This window comes from Pseudomonas sp. BF-B-15, from assembly GCF_019946675.1.
GTDB lineage: Bacteria > Pseudomonadota > Gammaproteobacteria > Pseudomonadales > Pseudomonadaceae > Aquipseudomonas > Aquipseudomonas migulae.
Genome location: NZ_JAGYFZ010000047.1, coordinates 1 through 22817 on the forward strand (window position 1 = coordinate 1; position 22817 = coordinate 22817).

A 22817-nucleotide genomic window follows, 5' to 3' on the forward strand; every position below is an offset into this window, starting at 1 on the left:
CGCGATGGACTTCAGGGCGCCGCGCTCATTCAGGACAACGCGTTATCGTTAACGTCCATCGCGAGCAGGCTCGCTCCTACAGATACAGGTCGGCGTTTGGCGTTGTCATAGACTCTGTCAATCAACTGGTCATCTAAAGTGATTGGACGCCCCGGCCCGTTGCTTCTAGCCTGCGCGCACTCATTTCGTGAACAGCGCCCTCCGACACAGGCAAAGCACCATGATCGTCCGCCCCAAACCCAATCTGATCAACATCCTCACTTCGCTCAAGGGCTCGATTGCCAGGAAAATTGCGCTGCGTTGTCTGATGGTGACGCTGCTGGCTTCCATCATCGTGCTCGTGGAAACCCTGCACCCCAACTACTTCTCCAAAGTGAACGCGACGCCATTCACCTTGCTCGGCCTGTCGCTCTCGATTTTCATGAGCTTTCGCAACAACGCCTGTTACGACCGCTGGTACGAAGCACGTAAAGCCTGGGGCGAAATGATCGTCGCGATCCGCTCGATGATCCGCGAAACCCAAGTGATCAAGGACGCACACGCGCGGCAGAACATCCTGCGCAACCTTTGCGGGTTCGCCCACGCGTTGAACGCAAAATTGCACGGTAAGCGCGAATTGGACGCGGCTGGTGAGTGGCTTGAGCCGAGGCCGGACGACAACGCGCCGGACATCAGTGGACGTATTCTCAACCATGTCGGTGAGCAATGTTCAGCACTCGGCGAGTCCGAAGCCATCAGTGAGTTTCGCTACACGATCATGGCCAACCACCTGACGAGCCTGAGCCGTTCGCAAGCGGCTTGCGAACGGATCAAGCACACCCCACTGCCCTTCGCCTACACCCTGCTGCTGCACCGCACGACCTACCTTTTCTGCCTCTTGCTGCCCTTCGCCATGGCAGAGTCGCTGGGCTGGCTGACACCGGTTTTCACCGCCATCGTCAGCTACACGTTCTTCGGCCTGGATGCGATTGGCGATGAATTGGAGGACCCGTTCGGGCGTGACGAAAACGATCTGCCGACCCATGCGATGGTGCGCAACATCGAGCGCGAAATCCTCGCGGCACTGGGTGAAACGCAACTTCCCCCGGCCCTTGAACCCGTCGATTTCGTGTTGAGCTGAAACGCCAGAGGGACAGGTTCAGGCCTACGCCTGAACCACCTCGATCCCCAGTTTCCGATAATCCCCGACATCGCCCGACGCCACATGGCGCTCGGTGATCAGCGTATGAATGCGGTTGCACGGCGCGACCACAAACGGCTCGACCGCGCCCAGTTTGTCCGCCGTGGTGACGGCGATCACCTGCGAAGCACTGTCGAGCAGCGCCTGTTTCACCGGCACCTCATCGAAGTGCAACGAGCTGATGCCAACTTGCGGATGAATCGCGCAAACCCCGGTGAACAGCACATCCGCCTTGATGCCCTGCAACAAGCGCAGGGTCTCGTGTCCGCTGACTGACATCGTCGCGAGGTTGAGTTGCCCGCCTGCCAGAATCACCTTGATGCCTTTGTATTCGGCCAGGGTGATGGCGGTCATCGGCGAGGTCGTGATGGCGGTGATGGAAATGTCCGAAGGCAACGAACGCGCGATCTGCAGCGTGGTGGTGCCGGAATCGAACATCACGATCTGGCCATTCTCCACGCGACTGGCGGCGAGCTGCGCGAGGTGGGTTTTCACCTCATCGGTTTCGCTGACCCGCGTGAAGTAATCCTTGCCCGTGTCCTTGGGCCGAGGCAGCGCGCCGCCGTGCACACGTTGCACCAGGCCTGCCGTGGCCAACTCCGACAGATCGCGGCGGATGGTGTCTTCCGAGACGGCGAAATGCTGACTCAACTCGGAGGCCATGACCTTGCCGTCACGTTCGAGGATCAGCAGGATTTTCTGCCGGCGCAGATGAGGGAGTTCGGCGGCCGAGTGATGGTCGTGCATGTTTATGCCTGAGTTTGCGGGTTTGTGCGAGATTAGCCAAACCTTCGTGCAAACACAATCGATGTAGGGTTCAGAGGCCCCATCGCAGGCAAGCCGGCTCCTACAGGATTGCGGTGAAGCGTCAGTTGATCGCGACCTGAGCCACATGGCCCGAGGTCACCAGCGCCTTCAGCGAGGTGTCGAACTGTTTCAGTGCATTCACTTGCAATACGGTTTGCTGATCGATCTGCGCGGCGATCTCCGGTGCGGCTTTGCCATGCACCCAGACCGAAGGCATTTGTTGTGTGCGCGAGCCCTCGGCCTTGCCGATGTATTGCAGGTTCGAGTCGTAGAATTTGGCCATGAACCGTGCTTCAACCTGGTTGTTGCGCTTGGACACCAGACGGCTGTAAGTGTCGAGCATCACCACCACGTCCGGGTGCGCCTGCACCAGCGCATCGAGGTTGTCGTAGACCGTCACCGAGGCAAACTCTTTCTGCAACGACCCCATCAGCCAGTTGATCGCCCGTTTCGGATCGGAGCTGTTGACGAAGGCGCTGCTGATGCGTGAATCCAGTTCCGGGTTCTTCGCGCCGTTCAGCGCGACCGAGTGGTACTGCTCAAGGTATTCGAGGGTGCTGACGGTGTTTTCGCTGTAGAGCACGCCCACTGATTGCGCGTGTTGCAAAGTCGCGGCGCTGTCGGCGACCGGCGGGAAGTGGCAGGACTGTTCGGCAGCGTATGCCGGCACGGTGGCGGCAACGCTGCCGGTCAGGACAGCGACAAGGGCCAGCAGGGTAGAGATTCTCATCGCGCAGGTTCCTTCGGTGGCGAATTCGGTATGTGGCTATCCTCCTCCCTTGGCGAAAAAACAGAACTTGCGATTCTTGATGATGGTTATTGATCAAACGAATGGTTGCGGCAAAAGGGATCGTTACCCCCTAGCCTCATGCCCCCGGCCGATCAGCAACCGGCGCATGCTGCGCCATCAACTCGACCACCCAATCAATAAACACGCGCAGCTTCAGGCTGATGTGCCGGTTCGGCGGGAAGGCCACATACAAGGGCATCGTCTCGAGACTCCAGCCCTCGAACAGCGGTACCAATTCACCGCGAGCCTCGTAGTCCCGGGACATGTATTTGGGCAGCCAAAGCACACCGAGCCCGGCGAGGCCCGCCGCAAGAAATGCGTTGCCATCATCGACGGCCAGCACATAACGTCCTTTGACCTGCACACGCTCACGTTCGTTGTACATCGCGTAGGGCACCGGTTTGCCGGTGCGCGCCCACAAAAAGCCGACGACTCGATGATCCGAATCCTCCAGCTCTTGCGGATGCAAAGGCACGCCGACGCGAGCCAGATAGCTCGGTGCTGCAAACACCCCAAGCGGCAGGTCAGCGACACGCCGGGCCATCAGCGACTGGTCCATCAGCTCGCCGCCGCGCACCACGCAATCGACATTTTCATCGATGATGTCGACGATGCGATCGCTGACGCCCATGTCGATCTGGATGTCCGGGTATCGCGCATAAAACGCAGGCAATGCCGGCACCAGAATCATCCTCGCCAGCGGGCTCGGCACATCCACGCGCAGCCGGCCTCTGGGCAACGTCGACGCACCGGACAGGCTGGTTTCGGCATCGTCCATGTCGGCCAGCAGCCGCAACACCCGCTCGTAATAAACCGCGCCATCAGCCGTGACGTTGACCTTGCGCGTGGTGCGGTTGAGCAACTTGACGCGCAACCGGGCCTCCAGTTGCTGCACCAGTTGGGTCACGGTGGTCTTGCTCATGTGCAGGGTTTCGGCCGCCTTGGTGAAACTGCCCGCCTCCACCACGCGCGCGAATGCCTGCATTGCATCAAAACGGTCCATTGCAGCCCCAGGTATCGATAGGATTGTTTGGGTATCACAAACAGTGCTGGCCAAGGTTGCTCGTTTATCGCCCCGATGCAAGTCCTTACAGTCCCTTCATCGTTCACACAGAGCCCTTGATGGAGGCCTTTCATGACGCAGCGCGATGTTGTTTTCCCAGCCAAACGCCAGGCGCTATATGAGCGCAATCGCTACTCGCCGGCTATTCGCTCCAACGGCTTTTTGTTCGTCTCGGGGCAAGTCGGCAGCGCTGAGGATGGATCGCCCGAACCGGATCTGGAGAAACAGGTGCGGCTCGCCTTCACCAATTTGAACGCGATCCTCGTGGCGGCCGGTTGCACCTTCGACGATGTGATTGATGTCACCGTGTTCATCGTCGACCCCGAATCGACCTTCGAAACCATCTGGAAGATCGTGCCGGAGTTCTGGGGTAACGCACCGCACCCGACGTTGACCGGAGTCGGCGTAACGTGGCTGTATGGCTTTCAATTCGAGATCAAGGTGATTGCCAGGCTTCCAGACACCGCCGAGGAATGAACTGACGCCTGCACAGGGGATGAACGCGTTTTCCGTTCGGCGTTAGAATCGGAAAATGTTCAGCCCACACTTTTGAGGATGACCCAGGCATGTCCACACCCGACATTTCCCTGCAAGACACCGCGGCGCCGGAAGGCGTTTGTTATGGCTGTGGCAGCCGCAACCCGCATGGGCTGCACGTCAAGAGCTACTGGCATGAAGACGGCGAGCATGTCATCGCCGAGCACGTGCCCGACGCCAGGTATTGCGGCTGGCCGGATCTGGTCTACGGCGGTTTGATCGCGATGTTGGTGGATTGCCATTCCAACTGGACCGCCATGGCCTATCACTACCGGGCGGAAAACCGCGACGCCGCCAGCCTTCCGCGCATCAATTGCGTCACGGGCAACCTCGGCATCAAGTTCATCAAGCCGACGCCGATGGGCGTTCCGCTGACCCTGCGAGCGAAGGTCGAAGGTGATGTCGGGCGCAAGACCCGGGTCATCTGCGAGATCTACGCCGGGGATGTGCTCACGGCGGTGGGCGACTCCACTTTTGTTCGCGTGGACACCGCTCAATTGGCCGACGTCGCGCACAACCGATAGGTCGCCGCGTGATAACGTGCGCGCATCCTCTTTTGGAAGCGCACGCCCATGTCCATCGCCGACAATCTTCTCGCGTTTACCTTCGCGGCCACGTTGCTGACACTGACGCCCGGCCTCGATACCGCATTGATCCTGCGAACCGCAACGGTGGAAGGCCGACAACAGGCCTTCCGCGCGGCATTGGGCATCAATGCCGGCTGCTTTCTGTGGGGCGCTGCGGTCGCTTTTGGTCTGGGCGCGTTGATTGCGGTCTCGGAACTGGCCTTCAACGTCCTGAAATACTGCGGCGCCGCTTACCTGGCGTGGCTGGGCCTGAACATGCTGTTGCGCCCGCGCCGCTCGCTGTCGCCCCTCGAAACCGACGCAAAACCAACGGCCAACTGGTTCCTGAAAGGCATGATGGGGAATGTGCTCAACCCGAAAATCGGCATCTTTTACGTCTCTTTTCTCCCACAGTTCATTCCCCAGGGCCATTCGCTGATTGCCTGGACTTTTGGCCTGGTCAGCATTCACGTGGTGCTCGGTTTGATCTGGTCGTTGACGTTGATTCGCGCTACACAACCACTCGCCCTGGTGCTGCGGCGTGAAAAAGTCATCAAGTGGATGGACCGCACGACGGGCATGATCTTTGTTCTGTTTGCAGCGCGGTTGGCGTTCAGCAAGCGATGAACAGCGCTCCCCTGCAGGAGCCGGCTTGCCGGCGATGACGTCCGAACGGGCAACGTAAAGTTCAAGACCACATCGCCGGCAAGCCGGCTCCTACAGTTTTGTGTTTCCCGGGACTGTGTGAAGAACCCAAAAAAATGCCCGCCTCTTGCGAAGCGGGCATTTCGTTCACGGGTTACGCGTTGTTTACTGCGCGGCCTGCGTTAAAAACTCGCTTTGACCGACACCATAAAGTTGCGTGGATCACCGTAGTAGTTGCCGAAGGTTTCGGTACCGATGGTGGCGTAGTAGCGCTTGTCGAACAGGTTGTTGCCGTTGAGCGCAACCCGCCTACTTCTGTCAGCCTGGGGACGCGCTACACAGATCAGCCGTTGGTGCGATCGGTCGCCTTGGCTTTGCTTTCGGCAACAGCGGCTTCAGCCTTCTGTTTCTGTGCAACCTGGAAGGCTTCCATCGAGACTTTCCGGGCCGACTCCATGCGTGTGAAGGTCCGATCACCGCCACCTGTGGCCATAGCCAGAGTGGAAGCGGTCAGAGCGGCGGCGACGAAAAGAACTTTCATGGATTTCATTTGGGTATCCTCAAGTAAGAGTTTATTAATAGATAACAGTGGTAGTTATTTGCTAAAGCATTACTTGCTTATTCAACCTGGCTTTAGCATTAAGCCAGGGCGGCGTTTTGTTGCGTCCAGGTGCCTTGCTCCATACGCCCGTCGGTATCTCTGCTTTTTGCCCAGGCGGTGAGCAACACCATCATTGCGAATCCACCAACGATGAGAACCGGATAGGCTGCCAGCAACTCGATCAGCGAGTATTTCCAGGCGAGAGGACGACCAACACCCAACATGGCGGCATAGAACCACGACACACCAGAGAGCGCACCCGAGAACAGCGCCAGCATGCGAAGGCTGAAGGAAAGTTCAAGTAACGAACCGGCTTTTTTCAGCGCTGGCAATACAGCGCTATGCAACAGGAAGCCGTTAAATGTCAGCAGTACAACGATCCCGATTTTTGCTTGCAACTTTGGATTCTGGAAATACTCCATCCCCTTGCCGGCATAATCGATCCCGATAATGCCAATGCCCGTAATCCAAAGGGCTACAAGTGCAAGTACGACGGTTTTTTGAAGGCTTTCCATATGTGCGTCATCATGGTGACCCGACACGTCCCCCTTCAGGAGTTGCTTGACCATTGCAACGTCACTGGTCAAGACAAGACCGATTGCAACACAGCAGGCGATAAGATGGAAATATACAACGCCCAAACGAAAATATTCCACGGTGGACGAAGAAATCATACTAAGTTCCATGGTTACCTCTTGACTTCAATAGTGAATCAACATAGTTCTCGGCACAGACTGATTGGAGTTTGCCGTTGCTGATTGTAATTAGGATCCAACAATTATTATTAAATAATCTCGCAGTGTTACGCTGCCAGGATAATAGTTATTTTCGCGAATGAACTTTTAATCATCCGTACTTAGTGCATATGAGGTTTAACTTCCGCTTCTGGGGTCGGCGAGATCCAGAACCCTATCGGCGAGCGGATCAGGCAATGCTGGTGGGATTTGCCGGGCTTGCGCCCCATTCGAGGAAACGGATCTTGTGAACCTCACCCAGGCTGTCTTCATAGACCAGGGTCACCGGTACCACGCCTGTCTTGTTGGATGTATCAGTGCGCTGCAGTACCCGCTTCACATCGATTTCCATACCGTAGTGGTAATCGACGGCTGAGACATGCGCGCCGGGTTCTTGCAGGCCGTTCTGGTCGAAGACAGTTGGCGCGAGACTGGAAATCACGGCACTGACAATTGTGGCCATGTTCATAAGGCTATACCTCCACTGAAGTTCTCTTAACGAGGACTTAATGTGACACGTGATCAAAGTGAAGTTCACTTCACCGCGACGAACGCGCCGATCTGAGTCGCCTGTAGTGGCTTCAGGCCCCTAGCAATTCCCCGCGCTTGACGCCTTACGACCATTCGTCCATTAAACGCCGTATTTGTTGGGCCAAACGGCATTTTTGAGTGAGGTCATAACATGTTATGACGGATTTTCGAGCAAGATTTCACGTGCTGGCTGTGACGGCACATGGACCGAAAACGTCTGCGAGCCAGGGTGAGAAGTATCGGGTATTGGCCGATTTCTGCCGTCCATGACTGGCCGAAATCGGCCAGTTTCCGTCGTTCGAGCGTCCAGGTTCAGTACTTGATATCCCGGGCTTTTTGACGTCCTTCCTGCTTCGTTTGTCGCTTGTCTTGTCGGCAACCGGGATTGCTCTGGGCATCGGCTGCTCGACAATCCTGTTTCGTCTCACGCGCACCCTGGCGCGTCTCCTGCCTGACATCGCGCGCGGAACGACGCGTCTCGGCTCGTTCGGTGGCCGCCCAAGCTGCCCCGTTCGCCACCAGAAGAAAAATCATCGCTACCCAACCAAACGTCCTGTGCTTTCTCATAATCTGATCTCCAGGAACTCGATGTCAGAATTTAAGTACAGCTGATTTCCAGACGTCCCGCAGGGTAAGGAACTGCCATTCATCCAAGCGATATCCATTGCTCGAGTCCAAGGGGGCAGCTGGCGAGCATCATTGATGATGATGGTTTGTATGATTTTCACTGAGCCATTGATGACGGTATCTGGCCGAATGCAGTCGCTCGTGAACGGCAACAATAGGCCAGAAGCGGGCGCTGGCTACCAACACTAGCAATGAAACAGCAGCGTTTCGATGGTTCACTCAGCGCAGAAGGGATCTGCTTAAAGTTTTCCGCAGGTAGCTTGCTGACGAAGGGCACAAATGCTTGAACTGAGCTGTCTGGGTAATTGCGACAGGCGCCTTACCCCTATCAAGCAGTTCGTACCCATTTGCCGTGAAAAAATTAACAGCACTTTGGGTCAGCAAATGCAGTCGAGCTGCGCCTCGGGAGACCGCGTATTGTTCCAGTTCCGACAACACCGCCGTACCCAGTCCCGCACCGCGATGTTTCTCGCAAACGACCATAGAGCGCAGTAGGAGATCGGGGCCCGAGCCCTCCAACCCACCATAAGCAACCAATTCCCCATCCACGTCGAATCGGTAGAACTGCCGCCCGGGATCGCTCACATCATCGTAGGGTAATCCAGCTTGACTCAAAGACGCACGGAGCTGATTCAAACCGCTCGCTCCTACTTTAATCATCTGCATCGTCAGTGCTCTTACTAGGCTCTCTGACCTCAATGCTAGCACGCTCAATCTTTATCCCCGATCAATCGAGAACGGCACTGGAATTCGTCTGCTTCGGGTCGTTTTCTGCCTTTCGCCACCGGCAGCTATGGGTCGAATGTTGTCTGTCGCGAAGGACGCAACCGACCCAAAGCAGCCTCTGATTACCGACCGCTGTCGGTCGATTGAAAGTCATTGTTTAACCGGTTCCGTTTTGCACATTACCGCAAACTCGTAGCCGTTGGTAAACACGCACTATAGTGTGCTGTTTTCGAAATAACTTACCCACGCACCTTCGCCTCCATCACCTCGTGTGCTCACCGGATCTTACTCAAGATTTCCTCTCCCTCTGCGTTCCAAACGTACCGGGGCGGTCGCGCTTCGGGTGATCAGGCGCCAGTTCGGTTACCTGAAGGTACGCTATCGTGGAGTGATGAAGAACACCGCTCAGTTGGCCACTCTGTTCGCCGTGTCCAACCTGTGGATGGCTGATGGGTATGGGTGAGTTGCGCGTGTAGCGCATAGAAATGGGCTGAAAAGCCCGAGAATAGGATGCTTTCGCGATAACTTGGCACTGAACGTCATGGAACTTTCAACTCGTGGCAGGTACCTTGCAAGTTGATCTGAGCTTCCGTAAAGAAAGGTTGAGGAGTGTCGCTAATGGCTGATTTTGCGTGGTTCTTGTTAGGTTTTATACCGGCACTAGCATTCGCGACCCACTCATTTGTCGATCACAGAAAGGCCACAGGAAAGCCTATAGGTGAAGCATTCAAATTTTTTAATAAGGCGCTGGCCGTTCTGGTTGTACTAGAGCTTATTTTCTTCGTCTGGATGTTTATCGCTAGATCCTAATATTAAGGTACTCATAATGCATGTCGCATGCTGATTTCCAGTATTAGTGCAGAATTCGATACTCCGATATCCCTATCATGCTGTTTTCAAAATAACTTACCCACGTACCTGAGTTTCCATTACATCGTGTGTTCGCCGGTGCGTAATTTTCAAGGCGCTCACCAGGAATTCTCCAAGGTAGGAATGGCACCTGAAGTCTAGTGCACGTATGGAGAGAATTATTTCGCGAACATCACACTAGCGCGAAGTCGTGGACCCTTTGTTCATCCGTGATTTAACGGTATGTTGGAGCCCTCAACTCAAGGACGACCCATGGCCATCCACGCTCCCACTCCCACCCAAAAACATTTGGCAGTGTTGATCGACGCCGACAATGCCCCCGCAGCAATTGTTGAAGGTTTGTTCGAAGAGATCGCCAAGTATGGCGTCGCCAACGTCAAGCGGATCTATGGCGACTGGACTGGTCCTCAGTTGGGTGGATGGAAAAAGGTGCTACTCGACCATTCGATTCAGCCCATCCAACAGTTCGCGTATACCAAAGGTAAGAACGCAACAGACAGCGCCTTGATCATCGACGCAATGGACCTGCTGTACACCCGACGCTTCAACGGCTTCTGCCTGGTTTCGAGCGACAGTGACTTCACACGCCTCGCTTCGCGGCTACGTGAAGAAGGTTTGACCGTCTACGGGTTTGGTGAAGAAAAAACCCCAAGACCGTTTGTGTCAGCCTGCGACAAGTTCATCTATACCGAATTGCTGCGCAGTGAAGTGCTTGTTGCTTCGAGCAATGGGCATGATCGACCCGATCCCGAGTCATCCGCCGCAATCCAGGCCGTCAAAGTCGCCAGTACCCTAGAGGTAAAGAAGCTACCCAAGGCACCCGTAAGTTTCATTGCAAAGATCTTGGATGACATTGCCGACGAGGACGGCTGGGCTCACTTGGGTGCGCTGGGCGCCAACATCAGCAAATTGAGACCTGAATTCGATCCCCGCACCCATGGTTATAAAAAACTCAGTGAGTTGATCAAGGGGTATCCGGATATTTTTGAACTGCAAATGAGAGGAACGTCGGGAGTGAGCGGTTCAATACTCTATGCCCGGCACCGACAGCCAAGCTCGTAGCACCTGCCACCAACGTCCGCTTTTGGCCGAAAGCGGAGAAAAATTATGCCGCATAATGAAGATGTCAGATCTTTTTTATAGTTGAAAAAAACGGGCGCCTTCAGCGCCCGTTTTCATTCACTCCTTCGTCTGCGCCCGCAATCGCCGACCAATAACATCCATTAAATCACAGCCATCGCGCAACGGAATGGCCAGCAGTTTGGAGAAGTCCGACAACACCACCGTGTCGCAACCAATCTCGGCGCGAAAGGCAATGTTCTCCAGCACCTGAGTAACCGCGCGAATTCGGTAGTCAGCGGCGGCTTGTAGTACGTCGAGTGGGGCTTCGGTGTCGATGAGCAGCGAGGCCGGAACCAGGTCGATTCCGGTGAGGGGCATGTATCTTTCCATAGGTGAGATCTCGTTCAGTTAGAGGAGACCGCCAACAGATCGTCGCCAAACGAATAGGGTGGCAGTTGCGCGCAGGTTGGCGAACCGGGAACGAGTAACCGGCAGACCCGAAGGTCTCCCGCGCGCAACCGCCATAGTACAACGGTTTTGCGGATGCGATGACGCCTGCAAATGAGCAGGCAGCCCTCGCACTCGTATATCAGGTCGCCAAACCTGATCGCCATTTTGGGCGACGGGTAGGAATATAGGCTTCATCAGAACGGCGGGAAAGGTGACGCATTCCGAGGTTTGTGTAGGAATTTTTATAGCGTCCTAGGACCTTTACGCCCCTTCCGTGGGCGACTGCTATCGACTGAAGCGCTCATTCCAGGTCCTCTCGATTTCCCCCACGCAAATGACGCCTTTTTCCTGCCAGGGGTTATAGATGCCCTCTCCGCCCCTGACATTGCATAGGTATAGGGGGTATGCCTATCATGCGCAATATATAGGTAGGGGGGGTATCCCATGGGCCATATTGCAGCAAACAAAGGCGATCTTCTCAAACGCGTAAAACGTATCGCCGGGCAAATCCAAGCCGTTGAACGGGCATTGGAATCGGATCTCGATTGTGCCAAAACACTGCATCTTGTTGCCGCTACCCGCGGAGCCATCAACGGTTTGATGGAGGAAATCATCGAGGACCACGCGCGGGAGCATGTCGCGAACCCAGCTCTCAGCGAAGAGGAGCGTAACAAGGGCGTCGAAGAACTTCTTGAGGCCATTCGCCGTTACTCCAAGTGAACGCAGGTACACACTCATGAGCAGCTCCAACATCAACTACACACACGACCACATGTTCCTTGGCTCAGCGCACGACGAAAATGCCAAGCGTACGCTTTGGGTTGTGATACTGACCGTTGTGATGATGGTTGGCGAGATCACCGCCGGGTACATGACGGGCTCGATGGCGTTACTGGCCGATGGCTTTCACATGGCAACCCATGCCGGCGCATTGGGCATCGCGGCGGCCGCTTATGGATACGCAAAACGCCACGCTTTCAGCCAGCGCTACAGTTTCGGCACCGGAAAGGTTGGAGACTTGGGCGGGTTTGCCTCGGCGCTGATTCTCGGTATGGTCTCCCTGGGAATTGGCGTTGAGTCCGTCATACGTCTCTTGCAGCCGACGGAAGTTCAGTTCGGCACCGCGACGCTCATCGCGATTGCCGGCTTGATCGTCAACATTGTCAGTGCTCTGCTGCTGGGTCACGGACATAGTCATGGGCACGATCACGATCATGCCCATCATGGGAACGACAACAACCTGAAATCGGCCTACGTCCACGTCATCGCGGACGCGCTGACTTCGGTTCTGGCCATTGCTGCACTGCTCGCCGGCCGGTATCTCGGTTGGGTGTGGCTGGACCCGGTCATGGGCATTGTCGGCGCTATCGTTATCGCGCGCTGGGCATGGATCTTGATGGGGGTCACCGCAGGTGTACTGCTGGATCAGACAGACGCACACGTTGCCGAGGAAATCCGTGAACTGGTTGAGAAACCTGGGGATGCCACCATCACTGACTTGCACGTCTGGCGAGTTGGACCACAAGCTCATGCGGCCATCGTCAGCGTCCTTGGTGAAGCCACTGCGAACGCCGACAGCATTCGTGAACGTCTGAAGCCGGTTCATGAAGTCAGCCATCTGACGGTCGAGTTTCGACCGGCCTGATTCAGCGCCTCCCCTCCACTGCCTCCAAAGGAAACCGTAATGCCCCCAGGGAAACGTGAACTGGCGCGGATCGAACGCCGATTGATTGCCACGCTCACTGATGCGTGCGAAACAGCAAAAGGTGAAATCAAGGGTTTTACCTGGCTCACCCACATCACTGACCTGAACGCATTGGTTGAAACCCTGAAGGTGATCTGGGTGTTCGAAACCCTCGCTGACAAAAAGCTCGCCCAGGTTAACGCGAAGACACGCATCTTTGAGCTGACGGCCATCGCCTTGAATGAGGCCAACATCGATCTGAGCCCTTCAGATATTAATGTCCGCTTTGACTCCGAGGAAGAATGCCAGCGCACTCACGGTGGCGATTGGCAGAAGCGTCTGGCCAAGGGTTATTGACGATGGCTAAAGAAATCGAAAACCCCTGCATCTCGGTTTGCCAACTGAGTGGCGATCTGTGTGTGAGTTGTGGGCGGAGCAAGGAAGACATCAGAAAGTGGAAACGCATGAAGCGGCCTGAAAAAATGGCCGCTGTGCAACGGGCGAATGTGCGCTTGAAAGGGTTGAAGAAAGCGCAGGGATAGTCGCTTGAACTGGAAGACCGCGATTGGGATTTCAGGGGCAGACTACATTTGGCTAGGAAAATGGGTGCGCTTCAACTTCAAAAATCTTAAAAAAATACGATGTGGTCTGGTGTTTCGGCCAACCCCAGATGTAGATCCAGTTGCCCCCCAGAATCTAATTCAGACAGCTCCTCATTAGAGAAAAGTGGGTAGAAATCGAGCTTTTCCGTTGCTGCTATGGCGAGCGGAATTGACGCTGCAACGATGTCTGCGGTGGGCCAGATTTTTGGTTGGCCTATCGGGTTGTCCGATGCAGGGAGGTTTCCCCAGCGATGGACATCTGGTGTTTCGAAGCCAGCTTGGGAGGCCAGGCTAATCCAGTAGCCTTCAAATCGAGTTCTAATCGACTGACCACCCACAATCCAGCTCAACACCGTTACTCGAATATCGACTTTTTCTAATGCGGCCCATTCAACCAAAGCAAATGAGGAGTAGCCAGGACGAGGCCGCATGAAATGGTCTCTGAAGCGCTTTCTCAGATTGACGGTTTGTCCGACGTAACAGGCCTTGCGTGTGCCATCTTGGCTTTGAGCGGTGAGGGCATAAATCCAAGTGCCTCCAAGTGTGGACTTTCTAGATTTACGCTCTTTGGATATCCGAACTGGGTGGCCTCCAAAATTGAAGTGTACGCGTAGCCGTTTTCCGCTTTCACAACGAAAGCCAGCGTAGCCCTTCCCATTTCTCGTAACTGTCAATCCGCACCCGGCAGCCAGGTTAAGCAGTTGTTCTCTGCTGGTGATTTCGCCCAAGTCAATCGCCGCTTGTAGCGAGAGCTTCAGAGTCCTGGCGTGCTTGATCGCTTCTCTGTCCGTAGTCATTGATCATGATCCATCCGTTAAGCTCCGCAGCGCTTTCCTGGCAAGGGCCATCACATTGAGCGCTATGGATATTTCCATCAACAAGGAATGTCCGCAATGGGTCGTTCGCCGCCCCTCGCGACAGGCCGCTATCAACCATTAATGGCCCTCAGATGCGTCTACACCGTTGAGGAATATCCGCCCGGCTAGCTTCCATACAAACCCGGGGAAACGCACTCAAGCCAACAACTCGCTAATCCACCGCGCCTGCCTGGCAACATCCTGCACCTTCTCCTCCGGCACAGCCTGCCGCGCGTGGGCGAACTGGGTCAGGGTTTGTTGCTTGTGACGCAGGATGCGCTGCCATTTGACCAGGAATGCCGGGGTGCGTGCCTGCATCTGCAGCGGGCCGAAGTACAGTTCTTCGGCGGTGTACGTCACCGGTCCGGCGCGCTCGGCGACGATGATTTCGTAGTCGAAACGGTTTTCGCGCAGCACTTCCTCGCAGAGGATGCGGTAGCCATTTTCCATCAGCCATTGGCGCAGTGGCTGCTCGCCGCCGTTGGGCTGCAGGATCAAGCGCTCCTGGCCGCTCAGGTGCGCCTTGCCGCTGTCGAGGATGTCGCGGATCGTCTCGCCGCCCATGCCGCAGAGGCTGATCGCGGTGATCCCGTCGCCCGGCTCGATTGCCGCCAGGCCATCGGCCAGGCGCACGGTGATGTGCTGGTCCAGACCGTTTTCGCGCACGGTGCGTTCGGCCGAGTGGAACGGCGTCAATGCCACCTCGCCCGCCACCGCCGATGCGATGGCGCCACGGCGCATCAACGCCACCGGCAAGTAGGCATGATCCGAGCCGATATCGGCCAGGCGCGCACCGGCTGGCATATGCGCAGCCACGCGCTCCAGGCGCATGGACAATGTCTGTTCGTTCAACTGCAGTTCCTTTTCACCACGGATGTCCGGCACCGTTGGCATGAGTGCGGGCCGCACATGATGCTTGGTGAGGGTGGCAGGGTAAAGCGCCGGCACGGGTTGTGTGATGAACTGCCTGTCGTCTTGCCTTCGGGTAGACAGGCTTGAACGGTTGAGTCGCCCTACTCCCGATCTTTCGTCGTACGGATGAGGTTGCCCCGTAACTTCACGATTGCCTGCTGCAATTGCACGAAGTCGTCGGCATCCAGACCGGTTTGCGGGAAGCCGTCTTCGGAGAGACCTTCACGCAATTTTCGCCCCTCTTTTGTGAGGCTGATCCGCACTTGGCGTTCGTCTTCCGGGTCGCGCTGGCGCAGCACATACCCCATGGCTTCCAACTTCTTCAGGATCGGAGTGAGGGTGTTGGATTCCAGGAACAGTTTTTCGCCGAGGCTGCCAACGGTCTGGTTGTCTTCCTCCCACAGCGCCACGAGGGTGATGTATTGCGTGTAAGTGAGTCCGAGCCGTTCGAGCATTGGCTTGTAAGCCTTGCCGAAGGCGAGGTTGGAGGAATAGACCGCAAAACACAGGAAGTCGGAAAGCTTCAGGTCGAGGGCGGATGTCTTTTCAGTGGGTTTCATGAGCATTCTCCGGGCCAAAGACAAATGGATCGCAAGGCCCGACTATACATCGCATGCGATGGTATCGGAAGTGCTCGTTCCTCTGATGTTCGTTATCCAAGTGCAGCTGGCCGGTTACGGTCGACGCACGGCTCACCAGGGAGTCGTGCGTCGACGGACACTGCCGCCGTCAGCATCAAGTCTTCATGCTTTGGGCTTTTCACTTACCTCAGCGACTTGAACCCGGCTTTTTATATCGACTCACGACGTCTGAACATTCAAATACACATCAATGTTGCCGCGCGTGGCCTTCGAGTACGGGCAAATTTGATCCGCCGCATGTGCAACAGCGCAAGCGACCTCATAAGGCAGGCCTGGCAGGTTGACGTTGAACCCGGCCTGCAGGAAGTAAGCATTCCCGGTTTGCCCCAGATCAATCTCGATATCGACGGACACGTCGGCCGGAATAGCCACCTTCAACTCTTTGGCCGCAAGGCCAAGCGCTGCGATGTAGCAAGCCGACCATGCGCCGGCAAACAACTGCTCGGCCGTCGGGTGCGGCTGGGTGGCGGCAAATACGTGGGCCGGTTTGGCGCTCCCCGGCGTTGAGAGTTCGATGTCGAGGTTGCCGTTGTGCCCGCGCGAAGTGTTGCCGGAGCTGCTCAGGGTGGTGTGAGTCTTGCCGGTAGCCAAGACTTTTTCAATTTTGCTCATCAGTGATTCCTTGAGTTTTTTATTAAAGTCAAATAGCACAAAAAACACGTAACTATCTGACTTGGCTCATTTTATAGACGAGAAAAGAGCACCAGGAATGACGGAAAAACCGATCACCTTCGGCTTTTCCGGCCACCCTGCTGCCCTTCGCCAGTTGAGATGAAGCCCATCACCGCTCGTCGCCAAGTCGCGACATGAGCTTTGACATCAAGGGGTTTTTGCTTGAATATTAATACATCGCATACGATCTAATCGATAGCGATAACAAGCCACTACATCCCTTGCCGTTTGGAGAATCCGCCATGAACACCGCAAGCAGCCGCACAATCTCTATCTCTCACGCTGCCCATGGCCACAACGGCAACAACTGGATCACTGCTGCATGAAACTGATCCAGCTTCGGGCGTTCTGCTCAGTGGTCGACATGGGCAGTTTTCGTTCGGCGGCGCGAACGCTGGAAGCGGCTCAAAGCACCTTGACCGAGTCGATTCAAAGTCTTGAAAGAGAACTGGGGGCCACCTTGTTGGTGCGCTCCAATCAAGGCATCAGCCTGACCCTGGCCGGCAAGGTTTTCCTGACCAGGGCACGCTCGATCATTCTGGATTGTGATCGCGCAGTACAGGACGTCCGACAATGCAACGGTGCGCCCGAAGGTCAGATCGCATTGGGTGTCACGACGGAACCGTTGGCTGCGTGCCTGATGCCGGTCTTCAACAGTTTTACCCGCCGATTTCCAAACGTGCAGTTGCACGTCGCCGGTGGCCAGACGAAGAAGTTGATCGAAATGATTCGCGCGGGCCGGCTCGACTTTGTGATGTGTCCACTGAGTGCCGACGTTTGCGATATCGACTTGCAGATTGAGCGGCTTTACCGCTCGAAAGCCAGCGTCATTGCACGCAAGGGGCATCCCCTGGCAGAGGCTCGCTCAGTGCGCGATCTTGCCGATTGCCAGTGGATCAGCGTCCGCCCGGCGGGGATTGCCGGTAGCGCGGAGAAGCAACTGATCGAGCTGTTCAAAGCCCAAGGCTTGCCGCCTCCGAAAATCGCGATCACGACCGAGTCGCTGCTGGAAATCCTGCACATCATCTCCGAGACAGACTACCTGACCATTGAGCCCGGCATGCTTGCCGGCATGAAGCTGTTTTCCTCGTCGCTGACCAGCATTTCGATTCGCGAGCCGTTGGAGTCGTGCGAGGTGTGCCTGATCAGCCGTCGAGTGTCACCCTTCACCCAAGTGACACAAGAACTGACCAGCATGCTGATTTCGTACTCACGCTTGCGTCACCGAGCCAAGGGGTAAGGCTCGAGTCGTCATTCACGCGCGTCCATTACCGTCACCAGAATCCTGATCGCTCACGCCTGAAAGTGGTCCCCATGCAAAGTTCTCAGTATCCTGCGCAACACTGAAGACGCGTGACACAAGGAAGTCCCCATGTTTATCCATCGCAGTTGCATCACCTTGCTGGCGAGTCTGATGCCGTCGCTGTGCATGGCGAGTTCGTTTTCCATAGATTCTCGCTCCGAGAGTCTCTACCAACAGGCTGTCCCGTATCTGCAGCAAGCCAATAGCAAGCTTGAAGCGGTACCTTCCAATTTTCCCACGGCGAGTGCCGAGGAGAAGCAGCGCTCAATGGCGCTGGTCGACGAAGCGGGAGTGTTGCTCAGGCCTGCGATCACATTACTGGAGCAAGCCGCAGCGCTTGAGCATCCGGTAGCGCAGTATCGTCTGGCGTTGATCTACGTGATGCTCCATCCGAGTGACGTGATAAAGGAGAAGGCTTGCCCCTTGTTCGAACAAAGTCTGGTGCATGGCTTTGCTCCAGCGGCACTCGAGATTTCGTCCTGGTGCGTGGCGTTCACGGACACCGTCCAATACCAGACAGCGCTGCAGGCGATCGAGACCAGCATGCCCCTCTATGAGAAATACTTTCCGCAGCCGGTTGTAAAGCTTGAGTGTCGACGCGAAGAGCCCATGGGCATGGCAATGCAATGGGGCAGCAGCCGTGATTATCAAGCGGAGATTTACCGGCTGCAGGGTGACAGTAACCGCGCGCAGCGCTGGGAGTTTTACCAGAAAGCGCTCGATATCAATGACTGCTACAGGGTGAAACGGCGCATGGCGAGTCGTACCTGACCTGCGCCCCCTGAACTGAAGGGCGGTGAATGGTGAAACGGAACCGGTGACGGCTACAAGCGCCGTCACCGGTTCAACCTCTCAAGCCAGCCGATTACAGATCGGTGATTTCCTTGTGGCGCGGTACCAGCAGTTTCATCACGCTCCACGCCACCAGGTAGGCCACCGCACAGATGGCGAACATGATCATGTAGCCGGTGTGAATATCGTTGATCGATTTGTAGTAGTCGAACACCCAACCGCCAAGCTTCGTCATCGCAACACCGCCCATGCCGCCGGCCAAACCGCCAATGCCGACCACTGACGCGATGGATTTTTGCGGGAACATGTCAGACACGGTGGTGAAGATGTTGCACGACCACGCCTGATGCGCCGACGCCCCGATGCCGATCAATATCACCGGTACCCAAAAGCTGATGTAACCCAGTGGCTGAGCCAGCAACACCAGCAGCGGGAAGAAGGCGATGACCAGCATGGCTTTCATCCGGCCGTCATACGGCGCATCGCCACGTGCCATGAAATAGCTCGGGAACCAGCCGCCGCCAATACTGCCGACCATGGTCATGCTGTACAGCACGGCCAAAGGCAACACGATGGCCGCGCCCTTCATGCCGTACTGCGCCGACAGGTAGGTTGGCAGCCAGAACAGGAAGAACCACCACACACCGTCGGTCATGAATTTGCCGAAGGCGAACGCCCAGGTCTGACGGTAGGTCAGCAACTTGAACCACGAGACTTTTTTCTCGGCAACGCCCGGTGCAGGGGTGGCAATCACCTGCGCATCGCTGCGGATGAAGGCCAGTTCCTCTGCCGAGAGGCGTTTTTGATTTTCAGGTTTTTCGTACAGCGCAATCCACACGGCCACCCAGACAAAGCCCAGCATGCCGATCACGATGAACGCCGCTTCCCAACCCCACAGGGCGGCAATCAGCGGCACGCAGATCGGCGCCAGGATCGCGCCCACGTTGGCGCCGGAGTTGAAGATACCGGTGGCGAAGGAGCGTTCCTTCTTCGGGAAGTATTCGGCCGTAGCCTTGATCGCAATCGGGAAGTTACCCGCCTCGCCTATCGCCAGCACGGCGCGGGACAGCATGAAACCGGCGATAGAGACCGGGATCACGGCAAGGCCGAACGCACTGCTCACCGCCGCGATGCCCTCGCCCATCGGCACTGAAAAGGCATGCATCATGGCGCCGGTCGACCAGACAGCGATCGCGATGATGTAGGCCTTCTTGGTGCCGATCTTGTCGACGAAACGGCCGGCAAACAGCATGGAAATCGCGTACACAAACTGGAAAACGGAAGCGATGTTGGCGTAGTCGCTGTTGCTCCAGCCAAATTGCGTCGACAGATCCGGCGCCAACAGGCTGAGCACCTGGCGGTCGAGGTAGTTGACGGTGGTGGCGAAGAACAACAGTGCACAGATCGTCCAGCGATATTTGCCGACGGACTGGCCGACACGTTGCGCATTGATGGGCTCGTTCAGATTCATGGCATCACTTTATTATTGGATTGTGGTGATGATCTCTCGGTTTCAAGCGAGATCAATTCTTACGCGCAGCGAACTGCTCCGTGGCAATCGTCAGACGAGTAGCACGTGCAATCGGGAGGTTGCTACAGATAACGGGGATGACTGAGCGCCTGGGCAGGCAATCAGGACCGGACCACAAGAAGCGGTATGCGGGAAGGCTGGAAAGCGGATTGAGTTCATGATGGGACCCGGTTTTTGTTTTTAGGGGTGTAACATCGTATGTCGTCGTACAACTGCGCCTTTTATAACGATTCCCCTACCCGGCTGTCAATCCGGAAAATGGCCGTTCGTCTCGACAGACAACCCGCCGAACGGCAAAGGCTGTGCCGCCCTTGAAGAGATTAGTGGTCCGGGTGTGGCCGTGGGTATTTGAAAATCAGATAGTCGTACGACAACGCATGTCGTTACGAACACTTCAACTGTAGGAGCGAGCCTGCTCGCGATGGACGTGAACGAAAACGCGTGTTATCTGGATAAACGCGGTGTTCTGAAGTCCATCGTCGGAACGCCGCCCGGAGCCGGCTCGCTCCTACAAGTATTGAAGGGGCTTATTTGACCAGCCGTTTTTCCTTCGACGGCCTGTACCCGAAATACGAGCTGTAGCACTTGCTGAAATGACTCGGTGACACAAAACCACAGGCCACCAGCACATCCACCTGGGACAGTTCCGTGTGCTGCAGCAGGCGTCGCGCTTCGGTAATGCGCAATTCCATGTAATAGCGCTGAGGCGTGGTGCCGAGCTGTTCCTTGAACAGACGCTCGAGCTGGCGGCGAGAACGGCCTGCGTAGACGGCCAATTGCTCCAACTCCAGAGGCTCTTCGAGGTTGGCGTCCATCAGCTTCACCACCTCGCGCAAGGGTGCGCTCACGCAGACATTTTCCGTCGGTTTGATCCGCCGGTAACGCGACTCTTCGAACGCAAGGATATCCTCGATCCCTTCGACAAGAGCCTTGTCGTGCAAGCTCTTGATCCAGTCCAGCGCCATGTGGAACGCGCCCGAAGGGCTGGACGCGGTGAGCCGGTCTCGATCAATGACAAAAGGCTCGCTGGTGACATGCGCCGCTTTCGCCACTTCCGCGAGCGCGGGGCGATGTTCGGGATGAATCGCGCAGCGATAGCCGTCGAGCAAGCCGGCACTCCCGAGGAACCAGGCGCCATTCCACAATCCGGCCAGGCTCACGCCATGGTCGGCGGCCGCTCTCAACAGACTGGTCAACTCGTCAGAGGCCTTCAGCTCGGTCCTGTAGCCACCGCAAATGACCAACAGATCGAGGTCGTGCACGACGGAGCAATCAATGCGCGCATCCGGCCGGATGACCAGCCCCAGATCGCTGATGACCTCCCCGTCGTGCAAGCCGAACGTGCGCGACGAGAACAGTTTTGGCCGTAGCAGATTCGCCGTGATGATCGTATCCAGTGCCTGCGTAAATGCCGGCAGCGAAAAATGTTCGAGCAGCAAAAAGCCTGTCCGTGTCAGTTGAACAGGCTCATCGGGGTTGTCGTTCAGATAGCGAAGATTTTTCCCCTTCATGCCTCCGCTAAATTGGCGTCGTTCGATCAAAGTTTTAGGCACTCGGTTACGGCGTAGATAAAACCTAATGCTACCTGCTGGCGCTCAAAACACCCTAGCGCCATTTACACCTGATCATGCCAACTGGAAGCCATGACGAAGCGGGTCCTTGTCATCGACAAATATGGTGTTGTGCCCGGTAATCTGCGCCCAGCCACCGATGCTGGGGCGAATGCCGTCGAATGGGCCGACTTTCACCGCAGACTCGACTTTGCCTTCGAAAATCGTGCCGATCAGGCTCTCATTGCGGAACGTCTCGCCCACGCGCAACCGGCCCTTCCCCACCAGCTGCGCCATCCGCGCCGACGTCCCGGTGCCGCCGGGAGAGCGGTCAATCGCCTTGTCGCCGTAGAACACCGCACTGCGGCCATCGGCGGCGGTGCCATGTTCGTCGTCGCACCAGATGACATGGTGAACGCCACTGATCCGGCTGTTTTCGGGATGCACGGGATCACACACGCCTGCCAATGCCGAACGAAGTTTCTGACTCAGGCTGACGATGTCTGCGGTCGTCATCCCTGTCAGGCCGGCCCAACTTTCTTGCGGTTCAACCACCGCATAGAAATTGCCGCCATAGGCAATGTCGACGGTGAAGGTTCCAACGTCCGGCACCTCGACCACCACGTCGGCGCTGTGCAGGTAGCTGGCCACGTTGAACAGTCGGATCGAGTCCACGTATTCGCCGCTCATGACGTAATCGACATCGACACGCCCGGCCGGTGTTTCGATGGCCAGCCGACCCGGCTCGCGCGGCGTGACCAGGCCCTCTTCAATCACCACGGTGGACAAGCCGATCGTACCCGCCCCGCACATTGGCAGGCAGCCGCTGACTTCGATGAACAACGCGCCAAAATCGCAATCGTCGCGGTTCGACGGGTAGATGATCACGCCGGACATGATGTCGTGCCCACGGGGTTCGAACATCAGCGCGGTGCGAACCCAGTCATGGTCACGCACGAAAATCTCACGGCGTTCGGCCATCGAAACGGACGGCAGCAGAGGCCCGCCGCCAGTCACGACCCGCACCGGGTTCCCGCACGCATGGGAGTCAACACAAAAAAAGCTACGTCTCATTCTGAAGGTC

At 56.5% G+C, this 22817-nt stretch carries 27 protein-coding genes and 1 pseudogene; 13 read left to right on the forward strand and 15 right to left on the reverse strand.

The window, feature by feature from the left end:
* Nucleotides 1–220: 220 nt before the first annotated feature.
* A complete protein-coding gene (locus KGA97_RS16405; RefSeq protein WP_223481099.1) occupies nucleotides 221–1120 on the forward strand; it encodes a bestrophin family protein in 900 nt (299 codons plus the stop codon).
* Nucleotides 1121–1144: 24 nt separating this feature from the next.
* On the opposite strand, the gene KGA97_RS16410 is transcribed toward KGA97_RS16405, so the two are convergent.
* From KGA97_RS16410 to KGA97_RS16420, 3 genes are all read right to left on the reverse strand, one after another.
* Entirely contained in the window at nucleotides 1145–1927 is a 783-nt protein-coding gene (locus tag KGA97_RS16410) for a DeoR/GlpR family DNA-binding transcription regulator (RefSeq protein ID WP_008044193.1), read from the reverse strand.
* A gap of 121 nt (nucleotides 1928–2048) precedes the next feature.
* Nucleotides 2049–2717 carry an ATPase gene (locus KGA97_RS16415; protein WP_223481100.1) on the reverse strand — a complete coding sequence of 223 codons (669 nt, stop codon included), beginning with the start codon at nucleotides 2715–2717 and terminating at the stop codon, nucleotides 2049–2051.
* 136 nt (nucleotides 2718–2853) lie between these two features.
* Nucleotides 2854–3780 (reverse strand): LysR family transcriptional regulator, encoded by a 927-nt coding sequence (locus tag KGA97_RS16420; RefSeq protein ID WP_223481101.1) that lies wholly within the window; start codon nucleotides 3778–3780, stop codon nucleotides 2854–2856.
* A 132-nt stretch (nucleotides 3781–3912) separates the two neighbouring features.
* On the opposite strand from KGA97_RS16420, the gene KGA97_RS16425 reads away from it, so the two are divergent.
* The 3 genes from KGA97_RS16425 (at nucleotide 3913) to KGA97_RS16435 (ending at nucleotide 5570) form a co-directional block, all read left to right on the forward strand.
* Nucleotides 3913–4317 (forward strand): RidA family protein, encoded by a 405-nt coding sequence (locus KGA97_RS16425; protein ID WP_008024112.1) that lies wholly within the window; start codon nucleotides 3913–3915, stop codon nucleotides 4315–4317.
* Between the two features lie 89 nt (nucleotides 4318–4406).
* The gene (locus tag KGA97_RS16430; RefSeq protein ID WP_008044189.1) at nucleotides 4407–4901 is read left to right on the forward strand and encodes a PaaI family thioesterase; all 495 of its coding nucleotides are present in this window, start codon (nucleotides 4407–4409) and stop codon (nucleotides 4899–4901) included.
* Between the two features lie 48 nt (nucleotides 4902–4949).
* Nucleotides 4950–5570, forward strand: coding sequence for a LysE family translocator (locus KGA97_RS16435; RefSeq protein WP_008024109.1), 621 nt, complete (start codon nucleotides 4950–4952; stop codon nucleotides 5568–5570).
* A 361-nt stretch (nucleotides 5571–5931) separates the two neighbouring features.
* On the opposite strand, the gene KGA97_RS16445 is transcribed toward KGA97_RS16435, so the two are convergent.
* The 4 genes from KGA97_RS16445 to arsN2 all read right to left on the reverse strand — a co-directional run bounded on the left by KGA97_RS16445 (nucleotide 5932) and on the right by arsN2 (nucleotide 8747).
* Nucleotides 5932–6138: a co-regulatory protein PtrA N-terminal domain-containing protein gene (locus KGA97_RS16445; protein ID WP_008033360.1), complete on the reverse strand. Its 207-nt coding sequence runs from the start codon at nucleotides 6136–6138 to the stop codon at nucleotides 5932–5934.
* 89 nt (nucleotides 6139–6227) lie between these two features.
* Nucleotides 6228–6875 (reverse strand): hypothetical protein, encoded by a 648-nt coding sequence (locus KGA97_RS16450; protein WP_223481102.1) that lies wholly within the window; start codon nucleotides 6873–6875, stop codon nucleotides 6228–6230.
* 238 nt (nucleotides 6876–7113) lie between these two features.
* Nucleotides 7114–7392 (reverse strand): DUF2790 domain-containing protein, encoded by a 279-nt coding sequence (locus KGA97_RS16455; protein WP_008033362.1) that lies wholly within the window; start codon nucleotides 7390–7392, stop codon nucleotides 7114–7116.
* 908 nt (nucleotides 7393–8300) lie between these two features.
* Nucleotides 8301–8747: an arsenic resistance N-acetyltransferase ArsN2 gene (gene arsN2, locus KGA97_RS16460; protein ID WP_192229323.1), complete on the reverse strand. Its 447-nt coding sequence runs from the start codon at nucleotides 8745–8747 to the stop codon at nucleotides 8301–8303.
* A gap of 400 nt (nucleotides 8748–9147) precedes the next feature.
* Between arsN2 and KGA97_RS16465 the strand changes: the two are divergent.
* The 3 genes and pseudogenes from KGA97_RS16465 to KGA97_RS16475 form a co-directional block, all read left to right on the forward strand.
* Nucleotides 9148–9270 (forward strand): annotated as a pseudogene (locus tag KGA97_RS16465) (IS5/IS1182 family transposase); the annotation flags it as partial.
* Nucleotides 9271–9425: 155 nt separating this feature from the next.
* The gene (locus tag KGA97_RS16470) at nucleotides 9426–9617 is read left to right on the forward strand and encodes a hypothetical protein (RefSeq protein WP_192229324.1); all 192 of its coding nucleotides are present in this window, start codon (nucleotides 9426–9428) and stop codon (nucleotides 9615–9617) included.
* A 312-nt stretch (nucleotides 9618–9929) separates the two neighbouring features.
* Nucleotides 9930–10739, forward strand: a complete 810-nt coding sequence (locus KGA97_RS16475) for an NYN domain-containing protein (protein WP_192229325.1) — start codon at nucleotides 9930–9932, stop codon at nucleotides 10737–10739.
* 117 nt (nucleotides 10740–10856) lie between these two features.
* On the opposite strand, the gene KGA97_RS16480 is transcribed toward KGA97_RS16475, so the two are convergent.
* Complete coding sequence (locus tag KGA97_RS16480) at nucleotides 10857–11129, reverse strand: hypothetical protein (RefSeq protein ID WP_008030842.1); 273 nt, start codon at nucleotides 11127–11129, stop codon at nucleotides 10857–10859.
* A gap of 504 nt (nucleotides 11130–11633) precedes the next feature.
* On the opposite strand from KGA97_RS16480, the gene KGA97_RS16485 reads away from it, so the two are divergent.
* Genes KGA97_RS16485 through KGA97_RS16500 form a run of 4 tightly spaced genes read left to right on the forward strand, consistent with a single transcriptional unit; the run spans nucleotide 11634 to nucleotide 13415 of the window.
* Nucleotides 11634–11909 carry a metal/formaldehyde-sensitive transcriptional repressor gene (locus KGA97_RS16485; RefSeq protein WP_008033367.1) on the forward strand — a complete coding sequence of 92 codons (276 nt, stop codon included), beginning with the start codon at nucleotides 11634–11636 and terminating at the stop codon, nucleotides 11907–11909.
* A 16-nt stretch (nucleotides 11910–11925) separates the two neighbouring features.
* Nucleotides 11926–12834: a CDF family Co(II)/Ni(II) efflux transporter DmeF gene (gene dmeF / locus KGA97_RS16490; RefSeq protein WP_223481103.1), complete on the forward strand. Its 909-nt coding sequence runs from the start codon at nucleotides 11926–11928 to the stop codon at nucleotides 12832–12834.
* 39 nt (nucleotides 12835–12873) lie between these two features.
* Nucleotides 12874–13230: a hypothetical protein gene (locus KGA97_RS16495; RefSeq protein ID WP_223481104.1), complete on the forward strand. Its 357-nt coding sequence runs from the start codon at nucleotides 12874–12876 to the stop codon at nucleotides 13228–13230.
* Nucleotides 13231–13232: 2 nt separating this feature from the next.
* Nucleotides 13233–13415 carry a DUF1289 domain-containing protein gene (locus KGA97_RS16500; RefSeq protein WP_008033373.1) on the forward strand — a complete coding sequence of 61 codons (183 nt, stop codon included), beginning with the start codon at nucleotides 13233–13235 and terminating at the stop codon, nucleotides 13413–13415.
* An 86-nt stretch (nucleotides 13416–13501) separates the two neighbouring features.
* On the opposite strand, the gene KGA97_RS16505 is transcribed toward KGA97_RS16500, so the two are convergent.
* The 4 genes from KGA97_RS16505 to KGA97_RS16520 form a co-directional block, all read right to left on the reverse strand.
* A complete protein-coding gene (locus KGA97_RS16505) occupies nucleotides 13502–14272 on the reverse strand; it encodes a GIY-YIG nuclease family protein (RefSeq protein WP_223481105.1) in 771 nt (256 codons plus the stop codon).
* A 216-nt stretch (nucleotides 14273–14488) separates the two neighbouring features.
* Nucleotides 14489–15184 (reverse strand): tRNA (adenine(22)-N(1))-methyltransferase, encoded by a 696-nt coding sequence (locus KGA97_RS16510; protein ID WP_280164027.1) that lies wholly within the window; start codon nucleotides 15182–15184, stop codon nucleotides 14489–14491.
* Between the two features lie 161 nt (nucleotides 15185–15345).
* On the reverse strand, nucleotides 15346–15804 hold the full coding sequence (locus KGA97_RS16515; RefSeq protein WP_008033385.1) for a MarR family winged helix-turn-helix transcriptional regulator: 459 nt from the start codon (nucleotides 15802–15804) through the stop codon (nucleotides 15346–15348).
* A gap of 240 nt (nucleotides 15805–16044) precedes the next feature.
* A complete protein-coding gene (locus tag KGA97_RS16520; RefSeq protein ID WP_223481106.1) occupies nucleotides 16045–16497 on the reverse strand; it encodes an Ohr family peroxiredoxin in 453 nt (150 codons plus the stop codon).
* A gap of 382 nt (nucleotides 16498–16879) precedes the next feature.
* On the opposite strand from KGA97_RS16520, the gene KGA97_RS16525 reads away from it, so the two are divergent.
* A complete protein-coding gene (locus tag KGA97_RS16525; protein WP_223481107.1) occupies nucleotides 16880–17797 on the forward strand; it encodes a LysR substrate-binding domain-containing protein in 918 nt (305 codons plus the stop codon).
* A gap of 132 nt (nucleotides 17798–17929) precedes the next feature.
* The gene (locus KGA97_RS16530) at nucleotides 17930–18631 is read left to right on the forward strand and encodes a hypothetical protein (RefSeq protein ID WP_223481108.1); all 702 of its coding nucleotides are present in this window, start codon (nucleotides 17930–17932) and stop codon (nucleotides 18629–18631) included.
* 94 nt (nucleotides 18632–18725) lie between these two features.
* On the opposite strand, the gene KGA97_RS16535 is transcribed toward KGA97_RS16530, so the two are convergent.
* From KGA97_RS16535 to KGA97_RS16545, 3 genes are all read right to left on the reverse strand, one after another.
* The gene (locus tag KGA97_RS16535) at nucleotides 18726–20123 is read right to left on the reverse strand and encodes an MFS transporter (protein ID WP_008033386.1); all 1398 of its coding nucleotides are present in this window, start codon (nucleotides 20121–20123) and stop codon (nucleotides 18726–18728) included.
* A gap of 587 nt (nucleotides 20124–20710) precedes the next feature.
* Nucleotides 20711–21694, reverse strand: a complete 984-nt coding sequence (locus tag KGA97_RS16540; protein WP_008038798.1) for a GlxA family transcriptional regulator — start codon at nucleotides 21692–21694, stop codon at nucleotides 20711–20713.
* A gap of 114 nt (nucleotides 21695–21808) precedes the next feature.
* Nucleotides 21809–22807, reverse strand: a complete 999-nt coding sequence (locus KGA97_RS16545) for a 4-hydroxyproline epimerase (protein ID WP_223481109.1) — start codon at nucleotides 22805–22807, stop codon at nucleotides 21809–21811.
* Nucleotides 22808–22817 lie beyond the last annotated feature (10 nt).